At 41.5% G+C, this 23,296-nt stretch carries 9 protein-coding genes, 10 tRNA genes and 3 rRNA genes; 20 read left to right on the top strand and 2 right to left on the bottom strand.

Annotated features, from left to right (window positions below):
- Positions 1-35: 35 nt before the first annotated feature.
- The 6 genes from OU989_RS17330 (at position 36) to OU989_RS17305 (ending at position 14,120) form a co-directional block, all read left to right on the top strand.
- Complete coding sequence (locus OU989_RS17330) at positions 36-1,280, top strand: Glu/Leu/Phe/Val family dehydrogenase (RefSeq protein ID WP_036119847.1); 1,245 nt, start codon at positions 36-38, stop codon at positions 1,278-1,280.
- A 427-nt stretch (positions 1,281-1,707) separates the two neighbouring features.
- Entirely contained in the window at positions 1,708-7,452 is a 5,745-nt protein-coding gene (locus OU989_RS17325) for a DUF8202 domain-containing protein (RefSeq protein WP_274794207.1), read from the top strand.
- Positions 7,453-7,644: 192 nt separating this feature from the next.
- Positions 7,645-10,698, top strand: coding sequence for a sensor histidine kinase (locus tag OU989_RS17320; protein WP_274794206.1), 3,054 nt, complete (start codon positions 7,645-7,647; stop codon positions 10,696-10,698).
- Complete coding sequence (locus OU989_RS17315; protein ID WP_274794204.1) at positions 10,695-11,804, top strand: response regulator; 1,110 nt, start codon at positions 10,695-10,697, stop codon at positions 11,802-11,804. The genes OU989_RS17320 and OU989_RS17315 overlap by 4 nt, the downstream gene beginning before the upstream one ends.
- A 56-nt stretch (positions 11,805-11,860) precedes the next feature.
- Positions 11,861-13,024, top strand: a complete 1,164-nt coding sequence (locus OU989_RS17310) for an iron-containing alcohol dehydrogenase (protein WP_274794203.1) — start codon at positions 11,861-11,863, stop codon at positions 13,022-13,024.
- A 358-nt stretch (positions 13,025-13,382) separates the two neighbouring features.
- Positions 13,383-14,120 (top strand): hypothetical protein, encoded by a 738-nt coding sequence (locus OU989_RS17305; protein WP_274794202.1) that lies wholly within the window; start codon positions 13,383-13,385, stop codon positions 14,118-14,120.
- Positions 14,121-14,171: 51 nt separating this feature from the next.
- On the opposite strand, the gene OU989_RS17300 is transcribed toward OU989_RS17305, so the two are convergent.
- The gene (locus OU989_RS17300) at positions 14,172-15,155 is read right to left on the bottom strand and encodes a cation diffusion facilitator family transporter (protein WP_274794201.1); all 984 of its coding nucleotides are present in this window, start codon (positions 15,153-15,155) and stop codon (positions 14,172-14,174) included.
- A gap of 14 nt (positions 15,156-15,169) precedes the next feature.
- Positions 15,170-15,892, bottom strand: a complete 723-nt coding sequence (locus tag OU989_RS17295; RefSeq protein ID WP_274794200.1) for an MgtC/SapB family protein — start codon at positions 15,890-15,892, stop codon at positions 15,170-15,172.
- A gap of 250 nt (positions 15,893-16,142) precedes the next feature.
- Here OU989_RS17295 and OU989_RS17290 point away from each other — a divergent pair, with 250 nt between their 5' ends.
- The 14 genes from OU989_RS17290 (at position 16,143) to OU989_RS17225 (ending at position 23,290) form a co-directional block, all read left to right on the top strand.
- Positions 16,143-17,042, top strand: a complete 900-nt coding sequence (locus tag OU989_RS17290) for a DMT family transporter (protein ID WP_274794199.1) — start codon at positions 16,143-16,145, stop codon at positions 17,040-17,042.
- Between the two features lie 269 nt (positions 17,043-17,311).
- A 16S ribosomal RNA gene (locus tag OU989_RS17285) occupies positions 17,312-18,863 on the top strand.
- A 305-nt stretch (positions 18,864-19,168) separates the two neighbouring features.
- A 23S ribosomal RNA gene (locus OU989_RS17280) occupies positions 19,169-22,096 on the top strand.
- A 161-nt stretch (positions 22,097-22,257) separates the two neighbouring features.
- Positions 22,258-22,373 (top strand): 5S ribosomal RNA (gene rrf, locus OU989_RS17275).
- Together the 16S, 23S and 5S rRNA genes with 10 tRNA genes alongside form the textbook arrangement of a ribosomal RNA operon.
- A gap of 10 nt (positions 22,374-22,383) precedes the next feature.
- Positions 22,384-22,459 (top strand) — tRNA-Val (locus OU989_RS17270).
- Positions 22,460-22,462: 3 nt separating this feature from the next.
- Positions 22,463-22,538: transfer RNA gene (locus OU989_RS17265), tRNA-Thr, on the top strand.
- Between the two features lie 7 nt (positions 22,539-22,545).
- Positions 22,546-22,621 (top strand) — tRNA-Lys (locus OU989_RS17260).
- A 17-nt stretch (positions 22,622-22,638) separates the two neighbouring features.
- Positions 22,639-22,723, top strand: a tRNA-Leu gene (locus OU989_RS17255).
- Between the two features lie 36 nt (positions 22,724-22,759).
- A tRNA-Gly gene (locus tag OU989_RS17250) sits at positions 22,760-22,834 on the top strand.
- A gap of 5 nt (positions 22,835-22,839) precedes the next feature.
- Positions 22,840-22,928 (top strand) — tRNA-Leu (locus OU989_RS17245).
- Positions 22,929-22,936: 8 nt separating this feature from the next.
- Positions 22,937-23,013, top strand: a tRNA-Arg gene (locus OU989_RS17240).
- A gap of 10 nt (positions 23,014-23,023) precedes the next feature.
- Positions 23,024-23,100, top strand: a tRNA-Pro gene (locus tag OU989_RS17235).
- A gap of 14 nt (positions 23,101-23,114) precedes the next feature.
- Positions 23,115-23,190: transfer RNA gene (locus tag OU989_RS17230), tRNA-Ala, on the top strand.
- 26 nt (positions 23,191-23,216) lie between these two features.
- Positions 23,217-23,290: transfer RNA gene (locus OU989_RS17225), tRNA-Met, on the top strand.
- Positions 23,291-23,296: the final 6 nt, after the last annotated feature.

Below are 23,296 nucleotides of genomic sequence, written 5' to 3'. Positions count from 1 at the left end.
ACTATCATTAAAAAAAACAAAGAGGCGATTTAATAATGTCTGAAAACTTAAATCTTTTCACATCAACACAAGATGTCATTCAAGATGCTCTAAATAAACTTGGCTATGATGAAGCAATGTATGAATTACTAAAAGAACCGCTTCGCATGCTCCAAGTACGTATCCCAGTGAAAATGGATGATGGTACAACAAAAGTGTTTACTGGTTACCGTGCACAACATAATGATGCAGTAGGCCCAACAAAAGGTGGGGTTCGTTTCCACCCACAAGTATCTGAAGAGGAAGTTAAAGCGCTTTCAATGTGGATGACATTGAAATGTGGTATTGTCGACCTACCATACGGTGGTGGTAAAGGCGGTGTCATTTGTGACCCTCGTCAAATGTCTATGGGCGAAATCGAACGTTTAAGCCGTGGCTACGTACGTGCAGTAAGTCAAATCGTAGGACCAACAAAAGATATTCCTGCGCCAGACGTATTTACAAACGCACAAATTATGGCATGGATGATGGATGAATATAGCCGCATGGATGAATTCAACTCTCCAGGCTTTATCACAGGTAAGCCACTAGTACTTGGTGGTTCTCAAGGTCGTGACCGTGCGACTGCACAAGGTGTTACAATCGTAATCGAAGAAGCAGCGAAAAAACGTGGTATTGATATTAAAGGTGCTCGCGTTGTTATTCAAGGATTTGGTAACGCAGGAAGCTTCCTTGCGAAATTCATGCATGATTTAGGTGCAAAAGTAATCGGTATTTCAGATGCTTATGGTGCACTTCATGATCCTGAAGGTTTAGATATCGACTATTTATTAGATCGTCGTGATAGCTTCGGAACAGTAACAACTTTATTTGAAAACACAATTTCAAACAAAGAATTATTAGAGCTTGATTGTGATATTTTAGTGCCAGCTGCAATTGAAAACCAAATTACTGCTGACAATGCTCACAATATTAAAGCCAATATCGTAGTAGAAGCAGCAAATGGTCCAACAACTGCAGAAGCAACTAAAATCTTAACAGAGCGTGGCATTTTACTTGTACCAGACGTATTAGCCTCTGCTGGTGGTGTGACAGTTTCTTACTTTGAATGGGTTCAAAATAACCAAGGTTATTACTGGACAGAAGAAGAAGTGGAAGAACGTCTATACAAAAAAATGGTTGAAGCATTTGATAATGTATATACAACAGCTACAACACGTAACATCAACATGCGCTTAGCAGCTTACATGGTAGGTGTTCGCCGTACTGCAGAAGCTTCTCGCTTCCGTGGATGGGTGTAAGCAATAGATCGAAAAACGAGTCATTCCTTAATCGGATGGCTCGTTTTTTTCATGTTTATTCGTATAAATAAGATGTTCAAGTCGCTGCTCTAACATCATTTTTTTCTCCTGCCGAACTCTCCGTACCTGAAGATATTTAAACGTAATGATTCCCCCGATCAACAGGATACAACAAAAAACGACAATTATAAGCATAACCATAGCAAAATCCCTTTTCCTTAAAGTAACCCTAACTATACAGATGCAGCCTAAACAAAATCTGAACAGATGAACTATTACGATTAGATAAAACCAGTATAATGAGCCTTTTGTTCAGATTTTGTTCAGACACAATATAGTACATTAGAATGTGTTGAAAATACTAGAATTATAGGAGGGAGTAGCGAAAATAATTGAAATAAAAGAGTTTTTGAATGGAGGTTTAAAAATGGAGAGGAAACAGAAAAAATGGTGGCAACGTTCATTAGCACTGATGCTCTCGTTAGTGCTAGTGATCAGTAGTTTTCTGGTTGGAGGAATGCCGGTAAGTTATGCTGCTTCTTTGGATGTTGTTTATGTATCTAATGGAGGCGATGACACTACAGGTAATGGATCAGAGGCGAGTCCTTATAATTCATTGCACAAGGCCTATCAAGAGGTGGACAATGAGGGAACGATATATGTCATGGACGATATCACATTGAAAGTTATGATGGTCGGAAGAGATAAAAAATTCCTTAATATGGCTCTTGACAAAAATGTTACGATCACTGCAGCTCCGGGAGTCGAGCCTGCTGATGCTGTGATTCGTCGTGGCTCGGGAGAAACATCGCTTATAGATCTTCAATTGGGCCAGCTTACATTAAAAGATATTATTATTGACGGCAGCCTTGAGGGAACTACAGCTGCTGGAAGAATAATCAATGTCGGTAATGCAAAACTGATTATTAAAGATGGTGCTATATTACGTAACAATGAAAGCTCAGTTGTAGGAAGTGCAATTATTCTCAACAACAGTAATGCGGTTGTAGAAATGACTGGTGGAGAAGTTACGGGTAATAAGGACCTAAGTTTAGATTTGAAATCGAGAACAAGTGCAATCTTAATTAATGCTAGTGGTGCAACATTTAGTATGAGCGGCGGCCAAATCACTAGTAATAGTGGGGGAGGCGTTGATGTCGAATCGGGAGGTCGGTTCATGCTTTCCGGCAATGCACAAATCACAGGTAATACGGTCGATGTATCTGGCCAAGCAACCGAGCGAAACGTTATTTTGCAAGGTACTACGCTTGTTACTCTAAACGGTGTTTTTGATGGAAAAGCAGGTATTACCGCAAATAGTATGAAACCGGGAGTGCAGTTTGGTCAAGCAACTACAGAAGGATTGACAGGACTAAAGAATCTATTTGCTGACAACATTCCAGATCTTATTGCAGCATATGGCGAAAATAAAGCTTTGGTATGGAAATCTAAGGTAGCTCCAGGTGGAATAAAAAATAAACAACCTGTCCTTTGGTTAAAAGCCAATGAAGGACTGAGACAACAGGCCGGATTGCTGACTGGTTGGGAAGATCAATCTTTCGAGCCTATTAACTTTACTCTTGATGTACCTGAGGGACAAGAAATAAAGACTCCTGAAGTGAATACAAACGGAGTGAATTTTAATCCGAGTGTCAAATTTAAAAACAATGCTGTGACTACTGAACATTATGCCGTTTCACCCAAATTGATTGGGGATAAGGAAATTACTTTCAGATCGGGTTTTGCGGTCTATAAGAACCCTACCGACAGTGCAGGTGCTTTAGTCGGGGCAAAAGATCAGAGATTAGATGGAAATGGTAATATCCAAGCAAATGGTGTGATTATAATAGGTGGTTTTGGAAATGCTTTTGTTACGGGGCCTGGAATTTCCGTAACTTATGACTATTTTGGAACTGTGGATAGGACCCGACATCAGCTTGCCAATTATGAACTCGCTGCTTCAAATAATCATTCGGCTAAAATAGACGGTAAAGTAGCAAGCTTTAGCCGGAATAATAGTTTTTCCGAATTCAAATTCTATCCTGTTGTAGGGGCTACGAATGGCGGCGGCAGTGATTGGCATGGCTTTGGCGGTGATGTCGCCGAGATTATTTTGTATGACCAATTAACAAGTGCAGATGCGCCAAAGATAGAGAGCTACTTAGCTGTAAAGTATGGGATCACGTTGAATGGTGGCAATAGCGATTACATTGATACAAACGGTAATCCTGTTTGGAATGCTGACCCTATTTATAAGAGCAATATCGCGGGGATCGGGCGAGACGATGCAGAGGACTTGCTTCAAAAGCAAAGTCAAAGTATTAACGCAGATAAACCACAAGTTGCAATTGGTTTAGGTGCACTGGCAGGAACGAATGCTGAAAATACGAACCCACTGACTGACAAGCAATATTTAATTTGGGGTGATAATGGTAAAGCTCTAACATTTACACAACCAATTGAAGATACAACAGAAAAAGGTCATGCAGAGCGTATTTGGAAAGTACAAAACACAAATAATGTTGGACAGGTGCAAATTGCTATTCCAGCAGATGCGGTTGATGCAGATGCAACACTTTTGGTAAGTGACACTGAAACATTTAGCATTAAACAAGAAAAAACATTAACTAAAATCATGATAAACGGTGTTAACTACTATGCAGCAAACGTGACATTAGCCAATGGGCAATATTTCACATTTGCTTCACCTGCTCCAAAACTTGCAAGTGCAGAACTTGAGCAAGCACAAGCAGGGGGCAATCAAATTTCCCTGACGTTTGACAAAGACATCGCCTCCTCAATTAGTGGAATAGGATTTACGATTACAGTTGGCGGAGAGAATATTAAAAATGCGACTTTTAAAGTTGATCCAACTGATGCGAAAAAAGTTATTATTTCATTACCAGTTGATAAAGATTTAACAGGTAAAGAAGTAACGATCAAATATGATGGATTAGGAAACTTAAAAGGGACAAATGGTGTGCCTGTAAGTGACTTTGAAGAATCAATTGTAAATAAAACAGCCCTTCAGGCGAAGGTAGCAGAAGAAGGCACATTAACAGAAAGTGCCTATACACCATCAAGCTGGACAGAATATCAAGCGAAGCTAACAGAAGCAAAGGCAGTATTAGCTAAGCCAGATGCAACACAAGCAGAGGTGGATGCGGCATTAGCAGCCTTAACTAAAGCACAAAACGACTTAGTTCCAGTATCAGAAGTAGATAAAACAGCCCTTCAGGCGAAGGTAGCAGAAGAAGGCACATTAACAGAAAGTGCCTATACACCATCAAGCTGGGCAGAATATCAAGCAAAGCTAACAGAAGCGAAGGCAATATTAGCTAAGCCAGATGCAACACAAGCAGAGGTGGATGCAGCATTAGCAGCCTTAACTAAAGCACAAAACGACTTAGTTCCAGTATCAGAAGTAGATAAAACAGACCTTCAGGCGAAAGTAGCAGAAGAAGGCACATTAACAGAAAGTGCCTATACACCATCAAGCTGGGCAGAATATCAAGCGAAGCTAACAGAAGCGAAGGCAATATTAGCTAAGCCAGATGCAACACAAGCAGAGGTGGATGCAGCATTAGCAGCCTTAACTAAAGCACAAAACGACTTAGTTCCAGTATCAGAAGTAGATAAAACAGACCTTCAGGCGAAAGTAGCAGAAGAAGGCACATTAACAGAAGTAGACTATACGCCAGCAAGCTGGACAGAGTATCAAGCGAAGCTAACAGAAGCGAAAGAAGTATTGGCTAAACAGGATGCAACTCAGGCAGAGGTAGATGCGGCACTAGCAGCCTTAACCAAAGCACAAAGCGACTTGGTTCCTTCAGTACCAGGAGTAGATAAAACAGCCCTTCAGGCGAAAGTAGCAGAAGAAGGCACATTAACAGAAGTAAACTATACGCCAGCAAGCTGGACAGAGTATCAAGCGAAGCTAACAGAAGCGAAAGAAGTATTGGCTAAACAGGATGCAACTCAGGCAGAGGTAGATGCGGCACTAGCAGCCTTAACCAAAGCACAAAACGACTTGGTTCCTTCAGTACCAGGAGTAGATAAAACAGCCCTTCAGGCGAAAGTAGCAGAAGAAGGCACATTAACAGAAGTAAACTATACGCCAGCAAGCTGGACAGAGTATCAAGCGAAGCTAACAGAAGCGAAAGAAGTATTGGCTAAGCCAGATGCAACACAAGCAGAGGTAAATGCAGCATTAGCAGCCTTAACCAAAGCACAAAACGACTTAGTTCCAGTGTCAGAAGTAGATAAAACAGCCCTTCAAGCGAAAGTGACAGAAGAAGGCACATTAACAGAAGTAAACTATACACCAACAAGCTGGACAGAATATCAAGCGAAGCTAACAGAAGCGAAGGCAATATTAGCTAAGCCGGATGCAACACAAGCAGAAGTAGATGCAGCATTAGCAGCCTTAACCAAAGCACAAAATGCACTTACAAAGAATCCACTACCACAGGCACCAGGTCTAGGCTCATTAATACCATCTCAAGGCACATTAAGTCCAAGCTTCTCTTCAGAAGTAACAGATTATACGATGAACGTTGATTATGCCACATCACAATTATCGTTCTTAGCAACACCAATTATTCCAGGTGCTTCGGTGACAACAACGGTCAATGGACAACTAGGTACCCTTGAACAAATTCCACTACAAGTAGGGGAAAATATTATTGTGATCACAGTGGCAGATGGAAACGGCAATGTGAAACATTACACGATTAAAGTATACCGTGAAGCCTATACAGGCGGAGGTAATTCAGGCGGCGGAGGTACATGGACGCCAGATCCAACACCACCGGTAACACCGACACCAAGTGAAACAAAAACAAAAATTCAGGTAGAACTTGAAATTGACGGTGACAATCCACTTGAAAAAACAACAGTGGAAATTGAACGTACGAAGCATGCGAATGGTGACGTAACAGACTTTGTCAACTTAACACCAGCGCAAGCACTAGAAGCAGTAGAAAAAGCGAAACAAATTGGTAATAGCATTGCACGTATTGTTATTCCTGATGTCAAAGATGAAGTGGATCAAGTAACGGTAGAAGTACCAAAACAATCTCTACAAACGTTACGTGACAATGGTTTATCATTAGAAATTTCTACTGAAAATGGTCATATTGCGATTCCGCATAGCTCAATGGAAGGCATTGACGACAACTTCTACTTCCGTTTAGTACCAGTGAAGAAGGAAAGTGAGCGTCAAGCGATTGAGGAACGTGCAAAAGCAGAGCAAGTCGTACGTGAAACACTAGAAAGTGATGATGTACATGTTGTAGCACGTCCGATGACAATTGAAACGAATATGCCAAGTCGTCCTGTTCAAGTAACACTACCTTTAAAAGGTGTGAATGTACCAACAGTGGCAGCGGAGCGTCAAGCATTCCTTGATCAATTAGCTGTATTCATTGAACACTCTGATGGTGAGAAAAAAGTAGTGTTCCCTGAAGTCGTAACAATGGCGAAGGGTGAACTGGGTCTACGTTTCACGGTAGAGAAGTTTAGTACATTTACAATTATTCAATTTGAAAAACCAGAGGTAAGTGAGCACGAGGCTTATATTAAAGGATTCCCGAATGGCACATTTGGTCCTGATAAGAATGTAACACGTGCACAGATAGCGATCATGATGGCTCGTATTTTAGGCTACACAGAAGGACAAGCAGTCCATAAAGCACCATTTAAAGATGTAGCAAAAGATCATAGTGCGGCAGGAGCGATTGCCTTTGTAAAAGAACAAGGCATTATGAATGGTGATCAATACGGCAACTTCCATGCAAATGCCAACATTACACGTGCTGAAATGGCAGCAGTCGTAGCCAACTATAAACAGCTTTCTGTAGAAGAAGGTGTGCCGATTACATTCAAGGATACAAAAGGCCACTGGGCACAATGGATCATAGAAGCAAATCGCGCCTCAGGCATCATCAACGGTCTTGAGGATGGAAGCTTTGCACCAAATGCAGCGTTAACACGTGCACAGGCTGTTGTGATGATGAACCGCATGTTTGAACGTGGTCCATTACAAGGTGTGGCAAAACCAAGCTTCCCAGATGTGAAAGCTACACACTGGGCTTTCAAAGAAATCGAAGAAGCAGCTAACTCTCACAAATATTTTATTGATGAGGATGGCAAAGAACAGCTTTCAAAATAATGATAGTTTAAACAGGCTAGGGTAAAATCCTTAGCCTGTTTTTTTAATAGATTTATCATTCATTCAAATGATTTCTTGTTCAGATTTTGTTCATACATTCTATGTTACTATTCAAAAGGAGTTGATTGAAAAAAACATAAGCAATATGATGTTAACATACATAAGAATTTACTCGTCTACGGAGGCGTGATAATGAAAAAGAATATCCTACTTATTGTGAGTATTATCATGCTGTTTGTTATGGTCTTTTTCTTTAGCAATTGGCATTATTTCTCCAATAATCATCTTCAAACGGTACATGAAGGTGTTGTAAAAATAGAGGAGGAGCAATTACAAAAACCAATAAAGCTAGAAGGAGAATGGGCTTTTTATCCTAATGTCTTAATTCCTTCATGGGAAAAGCTTGATAACTATGAAAATACACGGCTTACACTTGATGTTCCTTTTGATTGGGGGAAATATGTACAGCCAAATGAAGAAGGGATTGAGGTTGGCACCTACCACGTCAAAGTAGAGGTTCCGAAAGATGGATTTTATGGGTTATATATTCGATCAATTCGACAGGCTAATCGTGTTTTTTTAAATGGTGTAGAGGTAGGGGCTAAAGGAAAAGTAAGTACAGTGCTAAGCGAATATGGCTCTGAAAATGATGATAGATATACTGTCTACGCCTATAGTGAAAATAAAGAATTAGACATCATTATTCATGTTGTGAACTACAATAATTTTCAGCCTGGTATCGTCTATCCTATTGAATTTGGCAAAAAGAAGGTTATTCAACAGCATTATAATTGGAAAGTGTTTTTAGATGCATTAATCAGCATTGGGCATATCGTTATTGGGGTCGTTTATACTTTTACCTATATACAGAATCGTAGACGTAAAGAAGAACTGTTTTTTGGCCTATTTACGATTTCATTAGGATTTTATATGTCGTTTATTAATCAAAAAGTATTTTTCCTATTATTTTCTGATATAGTACCAATCGATCAATTGCGTTTACAGCTAGGTTCGATTCCAATAGCGCTCCTTTCTTTAACATTATTTATTTATACGATGTACCCACAATTACAAAAGAGAAAAGTTATTTATATGCTTGTGGCCTTACTCAGTGTTGTTTTTGTATTTTACGGTTTTTACAATCCAATTACTCAAAATGCAAGAGCGTCTTCTGATTTAGAGGTGTTCCTGAGGAAAATAGCGTATATCAGTGTAACGTTACCCGTTATTTTCTATAATGTTTGGATTCTGATTCGAGTGATGTTAAATCGACTTGAAGGTGTTCGTTATGTATTAATCGTTATTTCAGCTATTTGTTGTTATACGATTTTACTTGTTATTAATTTTATATTTGGTATACCGATTGATTATACAGAATTTGTGCTGTTTTTACTGATCTTATTCGGCTTTGCTTCATTATTAAATTACCGGGCTAATCAAGCATTTGAGAAAATCCAAACTTTATCAGAAGAATTGCTAGCACACAATCAAATGAAGGATGAATTTCTACTAAAAACATCCCATGAATTACGTACCCCCCTTAATGGTATTTTAAATTTATCAAAAACCTTAATGGAAGGTGGGCAGGGACCGTTGAAGCGGACGCAACAGGAGCAAGTCATTTTGATCCATAATGTCACACAGCGTTTAGGACATTTAGTAGAGGATTTATTGTTTTCATCCAACCAAATGACGGGTGAAGTAAGAGTTTCTCCTCGTCAAGTCCCTATCTCTGTTGTCAATGAGGTAGTAGAAGAAATTCTTAGTGTGATGCCTAAGAATAGTCAAGTCCGTTTACATGCTGAAGTTGATTTAGCGCTGCCAGCTATATGGACAGACGAGTTACGCTTTAAGCAAGTGCTCTATAATTTACTGCATAATGCCATGAAATACACAGAAAATGGCGAAATCGTAGTGACGGCTTATGTCAATGAAGAGCATATGGTGATCCAAGTGAGTGATACAGGCGTTGGCATTCCTGCACAGGATTTAGATCGTATCTTTAATGCCTTTTATCAAGTAAATAATCAACATAAAAAAGAAGGGCTCGGTTTGGGATTAAGTATTACTAAAAATATTGTAGAAAAATTAAATGGTGACATTCATGTAACAAGTACGTTAGGACAAGGGACAACCTTTACGTTTACAATGCCACTTGCAACTGGTGAAAATGTTAGCATTGAGCAATCACCTGCGATTGTCACACAGACAACTACTGAGGTACTCCAGCTTAACTTACCACTTATTCATAAAGGAAATGATAAAAAAATACTTGTTGTGGATGACAATCATGTCAATATAAAAGCTTTAGCTGACGCATTAGCTGTCAAAGGATATACAGTGATAGCTGTTGATAATGGCTTTGATGCTGTAGATTATATTAAAGCAAATAAAGTAGATTGTATGTTAATAGATTTAATGATGAATGGGATGTCTGGTTATGAGTTATGTAAACGAGTACGCAAACAATATGATATGCTGGAATTGCCGATCATTATCTTAACAGCAATCATGAAGCACTCTGATTTAGTGTTATCTTTAAAAGTTGGTGCAAATGATTACTTACAAAAACCTATTTCAATGGATGAATTATTTATTCGCATTGAATCTTTGTTAGCTGTTCGTCAATCTTCAATAGATGCCATAGAAGTAGAAATGAATTATTTGTATTCACAGGTCACGCCACATTTTGTGTATAACACGCTTAATACAATTATTGGTTTGAGCTATACGGATATGGACAATACTCGTGAAGCACTTTATTGTTTGGCAACGTATTTCCGAGCCAAGCTTAATGTCCATTATCGAAATAGCTTTGTCTCTGTTGAAGAAGAGATGGAGCTGGTAAAAGCATACTTATATATTGAAAAGATGCGTTTTGGTGATCGTTTAACGATTAAATATGATATTGATGAATCCATTCATTTAATGATTCCTGCATTATCTATTCAGCCATTAGTTGAAAATGCTGTTTTCCATGGTATTTCTAAAAAACAAGAGGGCGGTACAGTAGAGATCAGTGTACAGCGTGAGGGGCAGTTTGTCCGCATTAAAATCTATGATAATGGTGTGGGTATCCCTGAGGAAAAACTTCATCAGCTGGTAAATGAAGAAAGTACCCGTATTGGCTTTATGAATCCGTTAAAGAAATTCAAATTAATGAAAAATGCAAGTTTACGTTTATACAGCGAGGAAGGAAAAGGGACCACTATTGTCGTTTTATTACCAGAGGGTGGTGGAGCATGAACATAATTATTGTTGATGATGAAAAAATGGCAATCGATGTTTTAAGCATCATGCTACAGCGGCTTACGCAATTTCAGATTGACATCAAGGGGGCATTTACAAATGCAGCGGATGCCCTCCGTTTTCTTGAAAAAGAGTCAGTTGATCTTGTCTTTTTAGATATTGAAATGATTGATATGCATGGTATGCAAGTGGCTAAACAATTGCTAGAAAAGCATCCATCCTTACAAATAGTTTTTGTGACGGCCCATGCACAATTTGCTGTGGATGCATTTGAAGTAGAGGCAACAGATTATTTATTAAAGCCTGTCCATGAAAAACGACTGGTCAATGCATTAGTAAAAGCGCAGAAGAAAATGCAATTACAAGTAGAAACACAACCCGTTCGTAATGAGAATTCTATATATGCGCATACTTTAGGCAGTTTTTATTTACTCGATGCTAAGCAGGAGGTCATTAAGTGGCGTACTAGGAAGACACGCGAGCTGTTTTTATATCTATGGTTTCATCAAAAAAAGCCTATGATGAATGTTGTCATTATAGAGGAATTATGGCCAGATTTAGATTTTGAGAAGGCGACAAGTAATTTACATACGACGATCTATCAATTAAGAAAACTGCTAAAAGAAAATGGAATGCAAGATTCCATTCAATTAATTAATAACCACTATCAATTAAATGTAGAAATTAAAAGTGATTTTGATTATCTGAACCAATTATTGGAACAGAGTGCGCATGACGAAGATTCCATTCAACAACTATTGAATTGCTATGAAGGTGATTTTTTAGCTGAGGAGGAATATTCATGGGCTATTCAAATGAGACTTCGTTTAAAGCAGGGTGTAATGCATGTGCTTGAAACATATATTGCCCATTCAAATTCTGTTAATTCATTGTTGAAATATAATTGCCTGCAAAAATTGCTAGAGCTAGATGAATTTAATGAAAAGTATATGTTTCTTTTGTTAAAATTTTTAATCTCGCAAAATAAAAAACAGAATTGTACGAAGTGCTACGAAGCCATTCAGGAAAAATTAGCGGAGATTAATATGCCTGTCCCTGAGAACATTCATAAAATTTATAATGATTACATGTCGAAAGTGTAATCTTTGCTTTCTTCAACAGGAATATGAGAAAATCCAAGAAGAAAGGGGCGAATGACATGGATTCATTTACATTTTATAACCCAGTGAAGCTACATTTTGGTGAGGATGCGCTAGAAAAGCTGCCGAAAGAATTAGAGCTATATGGAAAAAAAGTATTAGTTGTTTATGGTGGTGGAAGCATCAAGGCTAACGGTGTGTACAAGGCTGTCATGGACAAATTACAGCAGGCTGGTAAAACGATTTTTGAATTAAGTGGTGTAGAACCAAATCCACGTGTAGAAACAGCTAGACGTGGTATTGAGATTTGTAAAACAGAAGGAATCGACTTAGTGCTGGCAGTTGGTGGCGGCTCTGTTATCGATTGTTCTAAATTAATCGTTGCGGGTGCAAAATATGATGGAGATGCTTGGGATATCGTTAAACGTAAGGTAGTTGTAGAGCAAGCCCTACCATTAGGAACAGTATTAACACTTGCTGCTACTGGCTCAGAAATGAACTCGGGGTCTGTCATTACCAATGCTGCTACAGAGGAAAAATTAAGCTGGGGTAGCCCAGCAGCGTTCCCGAAATTTTCAATACTCAATCCTGCCTATACAGTGACTGTACCTAAAAACCATACTGTTTATGGGATTGTTGATATGATGTCACATGTATTCGAACAATATTTCCATAATACAACGAATACCCCGATTACTGATGAGATGTGTGAAGGGGTATTACGAACAGTCATTACGACTGCACCAAAATTGCTAGAGGATTTAGAAAATACTAAGTTACGTGAAACGATTCTATTAGCTGGAACAATTGGCTTAAATGGCTTTTTATCGATTGGTTCTCGTGGTGATTGGGCATCACATAATATTGAACATGCTGTTTCGGCTGTCTATGATATTCCACATGCGGGTGGTTTAGCTATTCTTCAGCCACATTGGATGCGCTTAAGTGTGCCAGTCAATCCAGAGCGTTTTGCCGGTATAGCGACACGTGTATTTGGCGTCGATGCAACGAACAAGACAGCAGAAGAAGTGGCTTACGAAGGCATCGATCGTTTATCAGCATTCTGGACATCATTAGGTGCACCTGATCGTTTGGCTGATTATCATATTGATGATTCGAAATTTGAACAGATTGTAGAGCATGCAATGCAGAACGGTCCATTTGGAAACTTTAATAAATTGCATGAGGAAGATGTCAGAACAATTTTGCGAAATTCTTTATAAGGTATGAGTGTGAGACTGTGATTATAGTCTCACACTTTTTTGTTGAAAGGTTTAGAAAAAATAACGATTTATGTTGAATAATGTCGTAGATGTTTCTAAAGTCCTTGGTGTATAATGAAATGGATAGATACAAAATGGAGGTAATTATATTTTTGGGGGTTTTGTAGTGATAAAAGTACTTTGTTCAATGTATCTTTTGGTCTATAATATCAAATTTTTGTTATGTGAAACCTTCTGTGAATGAAGGGGAAAGATAGGTTTTTGTCGTAATTGCTCAATTAATGTAGGGGTGTTCAGAAGTTGTTCAGTCATCTTTATTAAAATAATTACACTATTAAACAAAAAGGAGAGGGATCAAATGTTGAAACAATTGCTAGAGGACCGTATCGTTACATTAAGCTGTATCGAGATACCGTTTCAGCAGCATGTTTATAAAATGCAAAATTGTGTAGAAGTATTGGGAATTGAAGCAAAATCACTGCAAATTGAAAATGATAAAATTATTACAGGATACATTGTTGATCAGAGTATATTATTCAAAAGCTTACGTTTTGGGCAAACGACTATTATTTTTTCAGATGGTGTAAATAAAGCAATTGTACAATTATTTGTTCGTCCTTCAGGAGAAATTGTTGTAGAAGTAAAGCCGTATCTAGGGGGTGCTGAAATTGTTACGGTGTATTATCGAACAATTTTAGCAGATACTGCTATAGCAATTGACCTAAAAGGTGCTTTGAAGCATTATTTGGTAGCCCATCAATTGATGAATATGGAAGATTCCATTGCTGAAGTACATTATCATTCCATGCATCCAAACGTTTTAAAGGATTCATTCGCTGGTAATTTTGTGTTAGGCTGTCATGTCGATGGTAGAGACATTCAGAATGCAGAAGAATATGCTTTAGCGAATCGACAAGCAACATTACAATTTTCGAAAATCGTCATTCAACAGAATGGTAAAAGAAGGACCATTGCTTGTAACCGATTGCTCACTTTTATGATTACCAATCATGTCTTTGTGGGGTACGAGAATATCCCTGAAGATCTAAATGAAGTGAATAGTGATGACGGACGCAACCATTTAAAATTAGTATAAAAGAAAGCCAACTGCCTGAAATACGGCAATTGGCTATTTGTTTTTTTATGATTATATAGTGTTGTTTGGTCTTTCTCCGACATGTACCCAGTTAGTTTTTCCATCATCTTCATCGAATAAAATCGCTACTTTGGATACCCCTTTTTGACTTAATATGACCTCAGTTAAATGATCGCGAACATCATCTAAAAAAGCAAGTGATAGATGGGGGTCTGCTTCAGCAACTAATTCAACGTGTAAAAATTCCCCTTCTTTAATTACCTCAAGACGAACAATGTCTTTAATGTTCGGATCATCCATTACAAGGTGAGCGATATGATTTAACATCTCTTCATCTGTTTCTCCAATGACGCCGCGTGCATTATCGAGGAAAACCTTACCGACAACATAGAACATCATCGCCCCGATAATCATCGAAACAAGTCCTTCTATTCTGCCCCAACCTGTAAAATAAGCAATCACGATAGCGGCGAAGGCTAAAATATTCCCGCTTGTAGCGACTAAATCTTCCATAAAGACTAATTTAGTTGCAGGCTTTGCGCGATTTAAGAAAGGAAATGCTTTAATAATAGATGTGATTCCAGCTTTCTCTTGTCCTGCTTCATGTAGTACTTCTACAGCTGCTTTAGCCAGTACTGTGCCCTCTAAAACAATCCCTATTAACAATACGCCAAGTGCAATAAGTACCCCACTAGACTCACCGGCAGGGTGAATGAAATGATGCCAGCCTTCTTTTATTGTTTCGTAAGAAAGTATAGCTACTATAATAACGGCGAATAGGCATACCAAATTGACAATACGGCCGAAGCCCCCAGGGAACTTTTTAGTAGGTGCCTTTTTTGAAAGGGCCGAACCTATATATACAAAAAATTGGTTTGCTGCGTCACCAAGAGAGTGCATCATTTCTGCAAACATGGCTACATTACCTGTAAAGAAAAAGGCGGCTCCTTTGATAATTCCTAAAAAGGCATTTACAAATGCCGCCATAAGGGAGGGTTTGTTGCCATCTTTTAGTAGTTTAAATAGTTCTGCCATAAAAAATCCTCCAACTAATTTAAAATTTCCATTTCGATTTTTTCTATATAGGATAGTTCTCGTAATGAACGATAAAATGACAATAAATTATCAGAAACAATTAAGGATAGACGTAAATCCAACTCGTGTAAAACACTATTATTTTTTAAATGTACATCTTTAATGCGAATATTTTCGATGATGATGTTGTTGTCCTTTAAAAATAATAGAAACGATTCTGTATTGTTGTCATCATCTATTTGTACTTTTAATAAAATCTCTCGCATGCGAATGCGTTTAGGACCAATTTTCATGAGAAAGGGCGATAGAATTTCGATTCCGAAAACAATGATTACAACAGCTAATGTTGCATCCATATAAAATCCCGCTCCAACGGCGATACCGATACCAGCAGCTCCCCATATCATGGCCGCGGTTGTTAAACCTGTAATGCTGTCATTGCCTCGTCTTAAAATGACGCCCGCGCCAAGAAATCCAATCCCGCTAACGATTTGTGCAGCTAAACGAAGCGGATCCATCGTAATATTAATATCTTCTCTGGGAGGAGTTGAGTAGGCTGTTTCAATGGAGATGATGGTAAGTAAGCAGCTGAAAGTAGCGATCACTAAACTTGTCTTTAATCCAACTGGCTTCTTCTTTAATTCCCTTTCGATACCGATTACTAAACTTAATGTGGCTGCAATAACTAATTTTATGCCAACTTCATATGTAATCATATTTTCCAATAATGTTTCCATACACAACCCTCCATTGATATTTCGTATTGCTAAGAGATATGCAAGCTGTCATTATTATATGTGCCATTACTTTTTTGTATTGTACAACATGAAAGGAAGGAAATATAAGTATTTTTTTATCTTGATACAGCAAGAATCTATTATTTCTGAAATGAAGCATTAGTATGGAATGCTCTCTCATTAATGGGAGGGTTACTTAATTGTTTTCTTTCGTAAGAAATAGGAGAGCGAAATTGATGGAGGTGATTTTATGGAGAAGCCGAAGATTCATCCGTACATTCCAATCGTAATTGGTGTTATTTCAGTATCTATGTCCGCTATTTTCGTGAAATTAGCATCAGCGGAAGCGGGCATTATAGCATTTTATCGTATGCTATTTTCGGTTTTAATAATGCTTCCATTGTTTTTGGGGAGATATTCAAAGGAGCTTACAACATTAAAGAGGCGTGATTGGCTTTTTTCCACAGCCGCGGGAATCTTTTTAGCATTTCATTTTATTTTATGGTTTGAGTCACTCAACTATACTTCTGTCGCAAGTTCAACAGTTCTGGTAACGCTACAACCTTTGTTTGCCTTTGTGGGGACATACTTTTTCTTTAAAGAAAAGATAACGATGAAAACAATCGTTGCTGGAACAATTGCTATTGCGGGAAGTATTTTAATTAGTTGGGGCGATTTTAAAGTAAGTGGGACAGCTTTTTACGGAGATATATTAGCGCTCATTGCTTGTGCACTTGCTACAGCTTATTTTTTATTAGGACAGGATGTACGCAAAAGATTATCGTTAATGACTTATACAATGGTTGTTTATGTAGTGAGTACAATTACTTTATTTATCTATGTACTAATTAAAGGAGAATCATTTGGACCGTATTCTTATTCTGATTGGTTATGGTTTGTCTTATTAGCGTTAATACCTAATTTATTTGGTCATACTTTATTTAATTGGTCTATTAAATACGTAAGTACGAATGTTGTTTCAATAGCTATTCTCTTTGAGCCGGTTGGTGCAGCTCTTTTAGCATTGTGGATATTTAAGGAGTATTTAATCGTTACCCAAATCTTTGGTGGGTTAATTGTATTAGTAGGAATCCTATTGTTTGTAATTGATATAAAAAAGATTTTTAAATTTTTTATGAAAAATGCTTGATTTTAAAAATGATATATTATATATTATTACTTGTCCTTAACAAGAAGGAACACTTGAAAAAAGAAATTTAAAAAGTTGTTGACTTCTCGTTGAGAATGAGATATGATAGTAAAGTCGCTAAAACGACTTAAACAAAATGAACCTTGAAAACTGAACAAGCAAAACGTAATCAATAAAGTTTTAAGTAACTAGTTTCGGCTAGTGAACAAAACAAAATTTTGGACATCAAAATTGATGCCAGCAAAACAATTTGAGCTAATCAAATTTCTTTTATGGAGAGTTTGATCCTGGCTCAGGACGAACGCTGGCGGCGTGCCTAATACATGCAAGTCGAGCGAACAGAGAAGGAGCTTGCTCCTTTGACGTTAGCGGCGGACGGGTGAGTAACACGTGGGCAACCTACCTTATAGTTTGGGATAACTCCGGGAAACCGGGGCTAATACCGAATAATCTGTTCCACCTCATGGTGGAACACTGAAAGACGGTTTCGGCTGTCGCTATAGGATGGGCCCGCGGCGCATTAGCTAGTTGGTGAGGTAACGGCTCACCAAGGCGACGATGCGTAGCCGACCTGAGAGGGTGATCGGCCACACTGGGACTGAGACACGGCCCAGACTCCTACGGGAGGCAGCAGTAGGGAATCTTCCACAATGGGCGAAAGCCTGATGGAGCAACGCCGCGTGAGTGAAGAAGGTTTTCGGATCGTAAAACTCTGTTGTAAGGGAAGAACAAGTACAGTAGTAACTGGCTGTACCTTGACGGTACCTTATTAGAAAGCCACGGCTAACTACGTGCCAGCAGCCGCGGTAATACGTAGGTGGCAAGCGTTGTCCGGAATTATTGGGCGTAAAGCGCGCGCAGGCGGTCCTTTAAGTCTGATGTGAAAGCCCACGGCTCAACCGTGGAGGGTCATTGGAAACTGGGGGACTTGAGTGCAGAAGAGGAAAGTGGAATTCCAAGTGTAGCGGTGAAATGCGTAGAGATTTGGAGGAACACCAGTGGCGAAGGCGACTTTCTGGTCTGTAACTGACGCTGAGGCGCGAAAGCGTGGGGAGCAAACAGGATTAGATACCCTGGTAGTCCACGCCGTAAACGATGAGTGCTAAGTGTTAGGGGGTTTCCGCCCCTTAGTGCTGCAGCTAACGCATTAAGCACTCCGCCTGGGGAGTACGGTCGCAAGACTGAAACTCAAAGGAATTGACGGGGGCCCGCACAAGCGGTGGAGCATGTGGTTTAATTCGAAGCAACGCGAAGAACCTTACCAGGTCTTGACATCCCGTTGACCACTGTAGAGATATAGTTTCCCCTTCGGGGGCAACGGTGACAGGTGGTGCATGGTTGTCGTCAGCTCGTGTCGTGAGATGTTGGGTTAAGTCCCGCAACGAGCGCAACCCTTGATCTTAGTTGCCATCATTTAGTTGGGCACTCTAAGGTGACTGCCGGTGACAAACCGGAGGAAGGTGGGGATGACGTCAAATCATCATGCCCCTTATGACCTGGGCTACACACGTGCTACAATGGACGATACAAACGGTTGCCAACTCGCGAGAGGGAGCTAATCCGATAAAGTCGTTCTCAGTTCGGATTGTAGGCTGCAACTCGCCTACATGAAGCCGGAATCGCTAGTAATCGCGGATCAGCATGCCGCGGTGAATACGTTCCCGGGCCTTGTACACACCGCCCGTCACACCACGAGAGTTTGTAACACCCGAAGTCGGTGAGGTAACCTTTTGGAGCCAGCCGCCGAAGGTGGGATAGATGATTGGGGTGAAGTCGTAACAAGGTAGCCGTATCGGAAGGTGCGGCTGGATCACCTCCTTTCTAAGGATTATTTCGGAATACAAACCTAGGGTTTGTAAGATTACGTTTTGCGTTCAGTTTTGAAGGTTCATTCTTCCGAATGAAATACTTCAAAACTTGTTCTTTGAAAACTGGATAAAACGACATTGAAATTGTAACAAACACATTTATTTTTTAAGTTTTTTATAGGCTTAATAACATTAGTAAGGTTTCAAGACACAAGCAGTTCTAGGAAGCAATCGAGTGAATGAAGGAGCGTACTTCAGTACGTGACTGATTGAACGAGTGAAGCTGACAACGAAATGCGATGTGTATTGAAAGCTGTAGGTTAAGTTATTAAGGGCGCACGGCGAATGCCTTGGCACTAGGAGCCGAAGAAGGACGGCACTAACACCGATATGCTTCGGGGAGCTGTAAGTGAGCTTTGATCCGGAGATTTCCGAATGGGGGAACCCACTACGTTTAATCGCGTAGTATCTTGACGTGAATACATAGCGTCTTGAAGGCAGACCCAGGGAACTGAAACATCTAAGTACCTGGAGGAAGAGAAAGAAAAATCGATTCCCTGAGTAGCGGCGAGCGAAACGGGAAGAGCCCAAACCAAGAGGCTTGCCTCTTGGGGTTGTAGGACACTCTATACGGAGTTACAAAAGAGCGAGTTAGATGAAGCGACTTGGAAAGGTCCGCCAGAGCAGGTAAAAGCCCTGTAGTCGAAAGTTCGTTCTCTCCTGAGTGGATCCTGAGTACGGCGGAACACGTGAAATTCCGTCGGAATCCGGGAGGACCATCTCCCAAGGCTAAATACTACCTAGTGACCGATAGTGAACCAGTACCGTGAGGGAAAGGTGAAAAGCACCCCGGGAGGGGAGTGAAAGAGATCCTGAAACCGTGTGCCTACAAGTAGTTAGAGCCCGTTAATGGGTGATAGCGTGCCTTTTGTAGAATGAACCGGCGAGTTACGATTACGTGCAAGGTTAAGCTTTAGAAGGCGGAGCCGCAGCGAAAGCGAGTCTGAATAGGGCGAAATAGTACGTGGTCGTAGACCCGAAACCAGGTGATCTACCCATGTCCAGGGTGAAGGTAAGGTAACACTTACTGGAGGCCCGAACCCACGCACGTTGAAAAGTGCGGGGATGAGGTGTGGGTAGCGGAGAAATTCCAATCGAACTTGGAGATAGCTGGTTCTCTCCGAAATAGCTTTAGGGCTAGCCTCGTGATGAGAATACTGGAGGTAGAGCACTGTTTGGACTAGGGGGCCATCCCGGTTTACCGAATTCAGACAAACTCCGAATGCCAGATATTTATACACGGGAGTCAGACTGCGAGTGATAAGATCCGTAGTCAAAAGGGAAACAGCCCAGACCACCAGCTAAGGTCCCAAAGTAATCGTTAAGTGGAAAAGGATGTGGCGTTGCACAGACAACCAGGATGTTGGCTTAGAAGCAGCCATCATTTAAAGAGTGCGTAATAGCTCACTGGTCGAGTGACGCTGCGCCGAAAATGTATCGGGGCTAAACGATTCACCGAAGCTGTGGATTGACATCTACGATGTCAGTGGTAGGAGAGCGTTCTAAGTGCGTTGAAGTCAGACCGGAAGGACTGGTGGAGCGCTTAGAAGTGAGAATGCCGGTATGAGTAGCGAAAGACGGGTGAGAATCCCGTCCACCGTATGACTAAGGTTTCCTGAGGAAGGCTCGTCCGCTCAGGGTTAGTCGGGACCTAAGCCGAGGCCGACAGGCGTAGGCGATGGACAACAGGTTGATATTCCTGTACCACCTCCTCACCGTTTGAGAAATGGGGGGACGCAGTAGGATAGGGTAAGCGCGCTGTTGGTTATGCGCGTCCAAGCAGTAAGGCGTGTGTGTAGGCAAATCCGCACACTGTAACGTTGAGCTGTGATGGCGAGTCCGTATGGACGAAGTTCCTGATTTCACACTGCCAAGAAAAGCCTCTATCGAGGTGAGAGGTGCCCGTACCGCAAACCGACACAGGTAGTCGAGGAGAGAATCCTAAGGTGTGCGAGAGAACTCTCGTTAAGGAACTCGGCAAAATGACCCCGTAACTTCGGGAGAAGGGGTGCTCTTGAGCGTGCAAGCGCATGAGAGCCGCAGTGAATAGGCCCAGGCGACTGTTTAGCAAAAACACAGGTCTCTGCAAAACCGTAAGGTGACGTATAGGGGCTGACGCCTGCCCGGTGCTGGAAGGTTAAGAGGAGTGGTTAGCGCAAGCGAAGCTGCGAATTGAAGCCCCAGTAAACGGCGGCCGTAACTATAACGGTCCTAAGGTAGCGAAATTCCTTGTCGGGTAAGTTCCGACCCGCACGAAAGGCGTAACGATCTGGGCACTGTCTCAACGAGAGACTCGGTGAAATTATAGTACCTGTGAAGATGCAGGTTACCCGCGACAGGACGGAAAGACCCCGTGGAGCTTTACTGTAGCCTGATATTGAATTTTGGTACAACTTGTACAGGATAGGTAGGAGCCAGAGATCTCGGAGCGCCAGCTTCGAAGGAGGCGTCGGTGGGATACTACCCTGGTTGTATTGAAATTCTAACCCATGCCCCTTAGCGGGGCAGGAGACAGTGTCAGGCGGACAGTTTGACTGGGGCGGTCGCCTCCTAAAAGGTAACGGAGGCGCCCAAAGGTTCCCTCAGAATGGTTGGAAATCATTCGTAGAGTGTAAAGGCACAAGGGAGCTTGACTGCGAGACCTACAAGTCGAGCAGGGTCGAAAGACGGGCTTAGTGATCCGGTGGTTCCGCATGGAAGGGCCATCGCTCAACGGATAAAAGCTACCCCGGGGATAACAGGCTTATCTCCCCCAAGAGTCCACATCGACGGGGAGGTTTGGCACCTCGATGTCGGCTCATCGCATCCTGGGGCTGTAGTCGGTCCCAAGGGTTGGGCTGTTCGCCCATTAAAGCGGTACGCGAGCTGGGTTCAGAACGTCGTGAGACAGTTCGGTCCCTATCCGTCGTGGGCGTAGGAAATTTGAGAGGAGCTGTCCTTAGTACGAGAGGACCGGGATGGACACACCGCTGGTGTACCAGTTGTCTTGCCAAAGGCATCGCTGGGTAGCTATGTGTGGACGGGATAAGTGCTGAAAGCATCTAAGCATGAAGCCCCCCTCAAGATGAGATTTCCCATTACGCAAGTAAGTAAGATCCCTCAAAGACGATGAGGTAGATAGGTTCGAGGTGGAAGTGTGGTGACACATGGAGCTGACGAATACTAATCGATCGAGGACTTAACCAAATTGTTTGAAGCAGTCAATGTACGTTTATCCAGTTTTGAAAGAACAACTCTTTCATAAGAGCTTTTATACATACTGTATTTTGAAGCTTAACATATAGGAACTTCTGCTAAGAATGCTATATCCTTATTGTAATGCAGAAGACAGCACATCTACGTGCAAGTCTAGTGATGATGGCAAAGAGGTCACACCCGTTCCCATACCGAACACGGAAGTTAAGCTCTTTAGCGCCGATGGTAGTTGGGGGCTTCCCCCTGTGAGAGTAGGACGTCGCTAGGCATAATACCCAGGAGGATTAGCTCAGCTGGGAGAGCACCTGCCTTACAAGCAGGGGGTCGGCGGTTCGAGCCCGTCATCCTCCACCATATGCCGGTTTAGCTCAGCAGGTAGAGCAACTGACTTGTAATCAGTAGGTCGTGGGTTCGATTCCTATAGCCGGCACCATTTTTTCGAGCCATTAGCTCAGTTGGTAGAGCATCTGACTTTTAATCAGAGGGTCGAAGGTTCGAGTCCTTCATGGCTCACCATTTTGAAATAATAATAAGCGGGTGTGGCGGAATTGGCAGACGCACTAGACTTAGGATCTAGCGCCGCAAGGCGTGGGGGTTCGACTCCCTTCACCCGCACCATTATTTTCATTGCCAGATAAAAAAACTTATGCACATGCGGAAGTAGTTCAGTGGTAGAACACCACCTTGCCAAGGTGGGGGTCGCGAGTTCGAACCTCGTCTTCCGCTCCAAATGTGCCGGGGTGGCGGAACTGGCAGACGCACAGGACTTAAAATCCTGCGGTAGGTGACTACCGTACCGGTTCGATTCCGGTCCTCGGCACCATTTATTATGCGCCCGTAGCTCAATTGGATAGAGCGTCTGACTACGGATCAGAAGGTTATGGGTTCGACTCCTGTCGGGCGCGCCAAAAGAACGAACGGGAAGTAGCTCAGCTTGGTAGAGCACTTGGTTTGGGACCAAGGGGTCGCAGGTTCGAATCCTGTCTTCCCGACCATTTCCTAAAATTATGGGGCCTTAGCTCAGCTGGGAGAGCGCCTGCCTTGCACGCAGGAGGTCAGCGGTTCGATCCCGCTAGGCTCCACCATAGTAAATAACCAGTATAAAGATCCTGGCGGCGTAGCTCAGCTGGCTAGAGCGTACGGTTCATACCCGTAAGGTCGGGGGTTCGATCCCCTCTGCCGCCATCTTAA

Origin of the sequence: Lysinibacillus irui (assembly GCF_028877475.1) — a bacterium.
Taxonomy (GTDB): Bacteria; Bacillota; Bacilli; order Bacillales_A; family Planococcaceae; genus Lysinibacillus; species Lysinibacillus irui.
The sequence above is the reverse complement of the archived record's forward strand: the minus strand, read 5'-3'. Positions and strand labels throughout refer to the sequence as shown.

Excerpts from the sequence above, each read along its gene's own strand:
- OU989_RS17330 (WP_036119847.1), top strand. The coding sequence starts at position 36 with ATGTCTGAAAACTTAAATCTTTTCACATCAACACAAGATGTCATTCAA.
- OU989_RS17325 (WP_274794207.1), top strand. The coding sequence starts at position 1,708 with ATGGAGAGGAAACAGAAAAAATGGTGGCAACGTTCATTAGCACTGATG.
- OU989_RS17320 (WP_274794206.1), top strand. The coding sequence starts at position 7,645 with ATGAAAAAGAATATCCTACTTATTGTGAGTATTATCATGCTGTTTGTT.
- OU989_RS17315 (WP_274794204.1), top strand. The coding sequence starts at position 10,695 with ATGAACATAATTATTGTTGATGATGAAAAAATGGCAATCGATGTTTTA.
- OU989_RS17310 (WP_274794203.1), top strand. The coding sequence starts at position 11,861 with ATGGATTCATTTACATTTTATAACCCAGTGAAGCTACATTTTGGTGAG.
- OU989_RS17305 (WP_274794202.1), top strand. The coding sequence starts at position 13,383 with ATGTTGAAACAATTGCTAGAGGACCGTATCGTTACATTAAGCTGTATC.
- OU989_RS17300 (WP_274794201.1), bottom strand. The coding sequence starts at position 15,155 with ATGGCAGAACTATTTAAACTACTAAAAGATGGCAACAAACCCTCCCTT.
- OU989_RS17295 (WP_274794200.1), bottom strand. The coding sequence starts at position 15,892 with ATGGAAACATTATTGGAAAATATGATTACATATGAAGTTGGCATAAAA.
- OU989_RS17290 (WP_274794199.1), top strand. The coding sequence starts at position 16,143 with ATGGAGAAGCCGAAGATTCATCCGTACATTCCAATCGTAATTGGTGTT.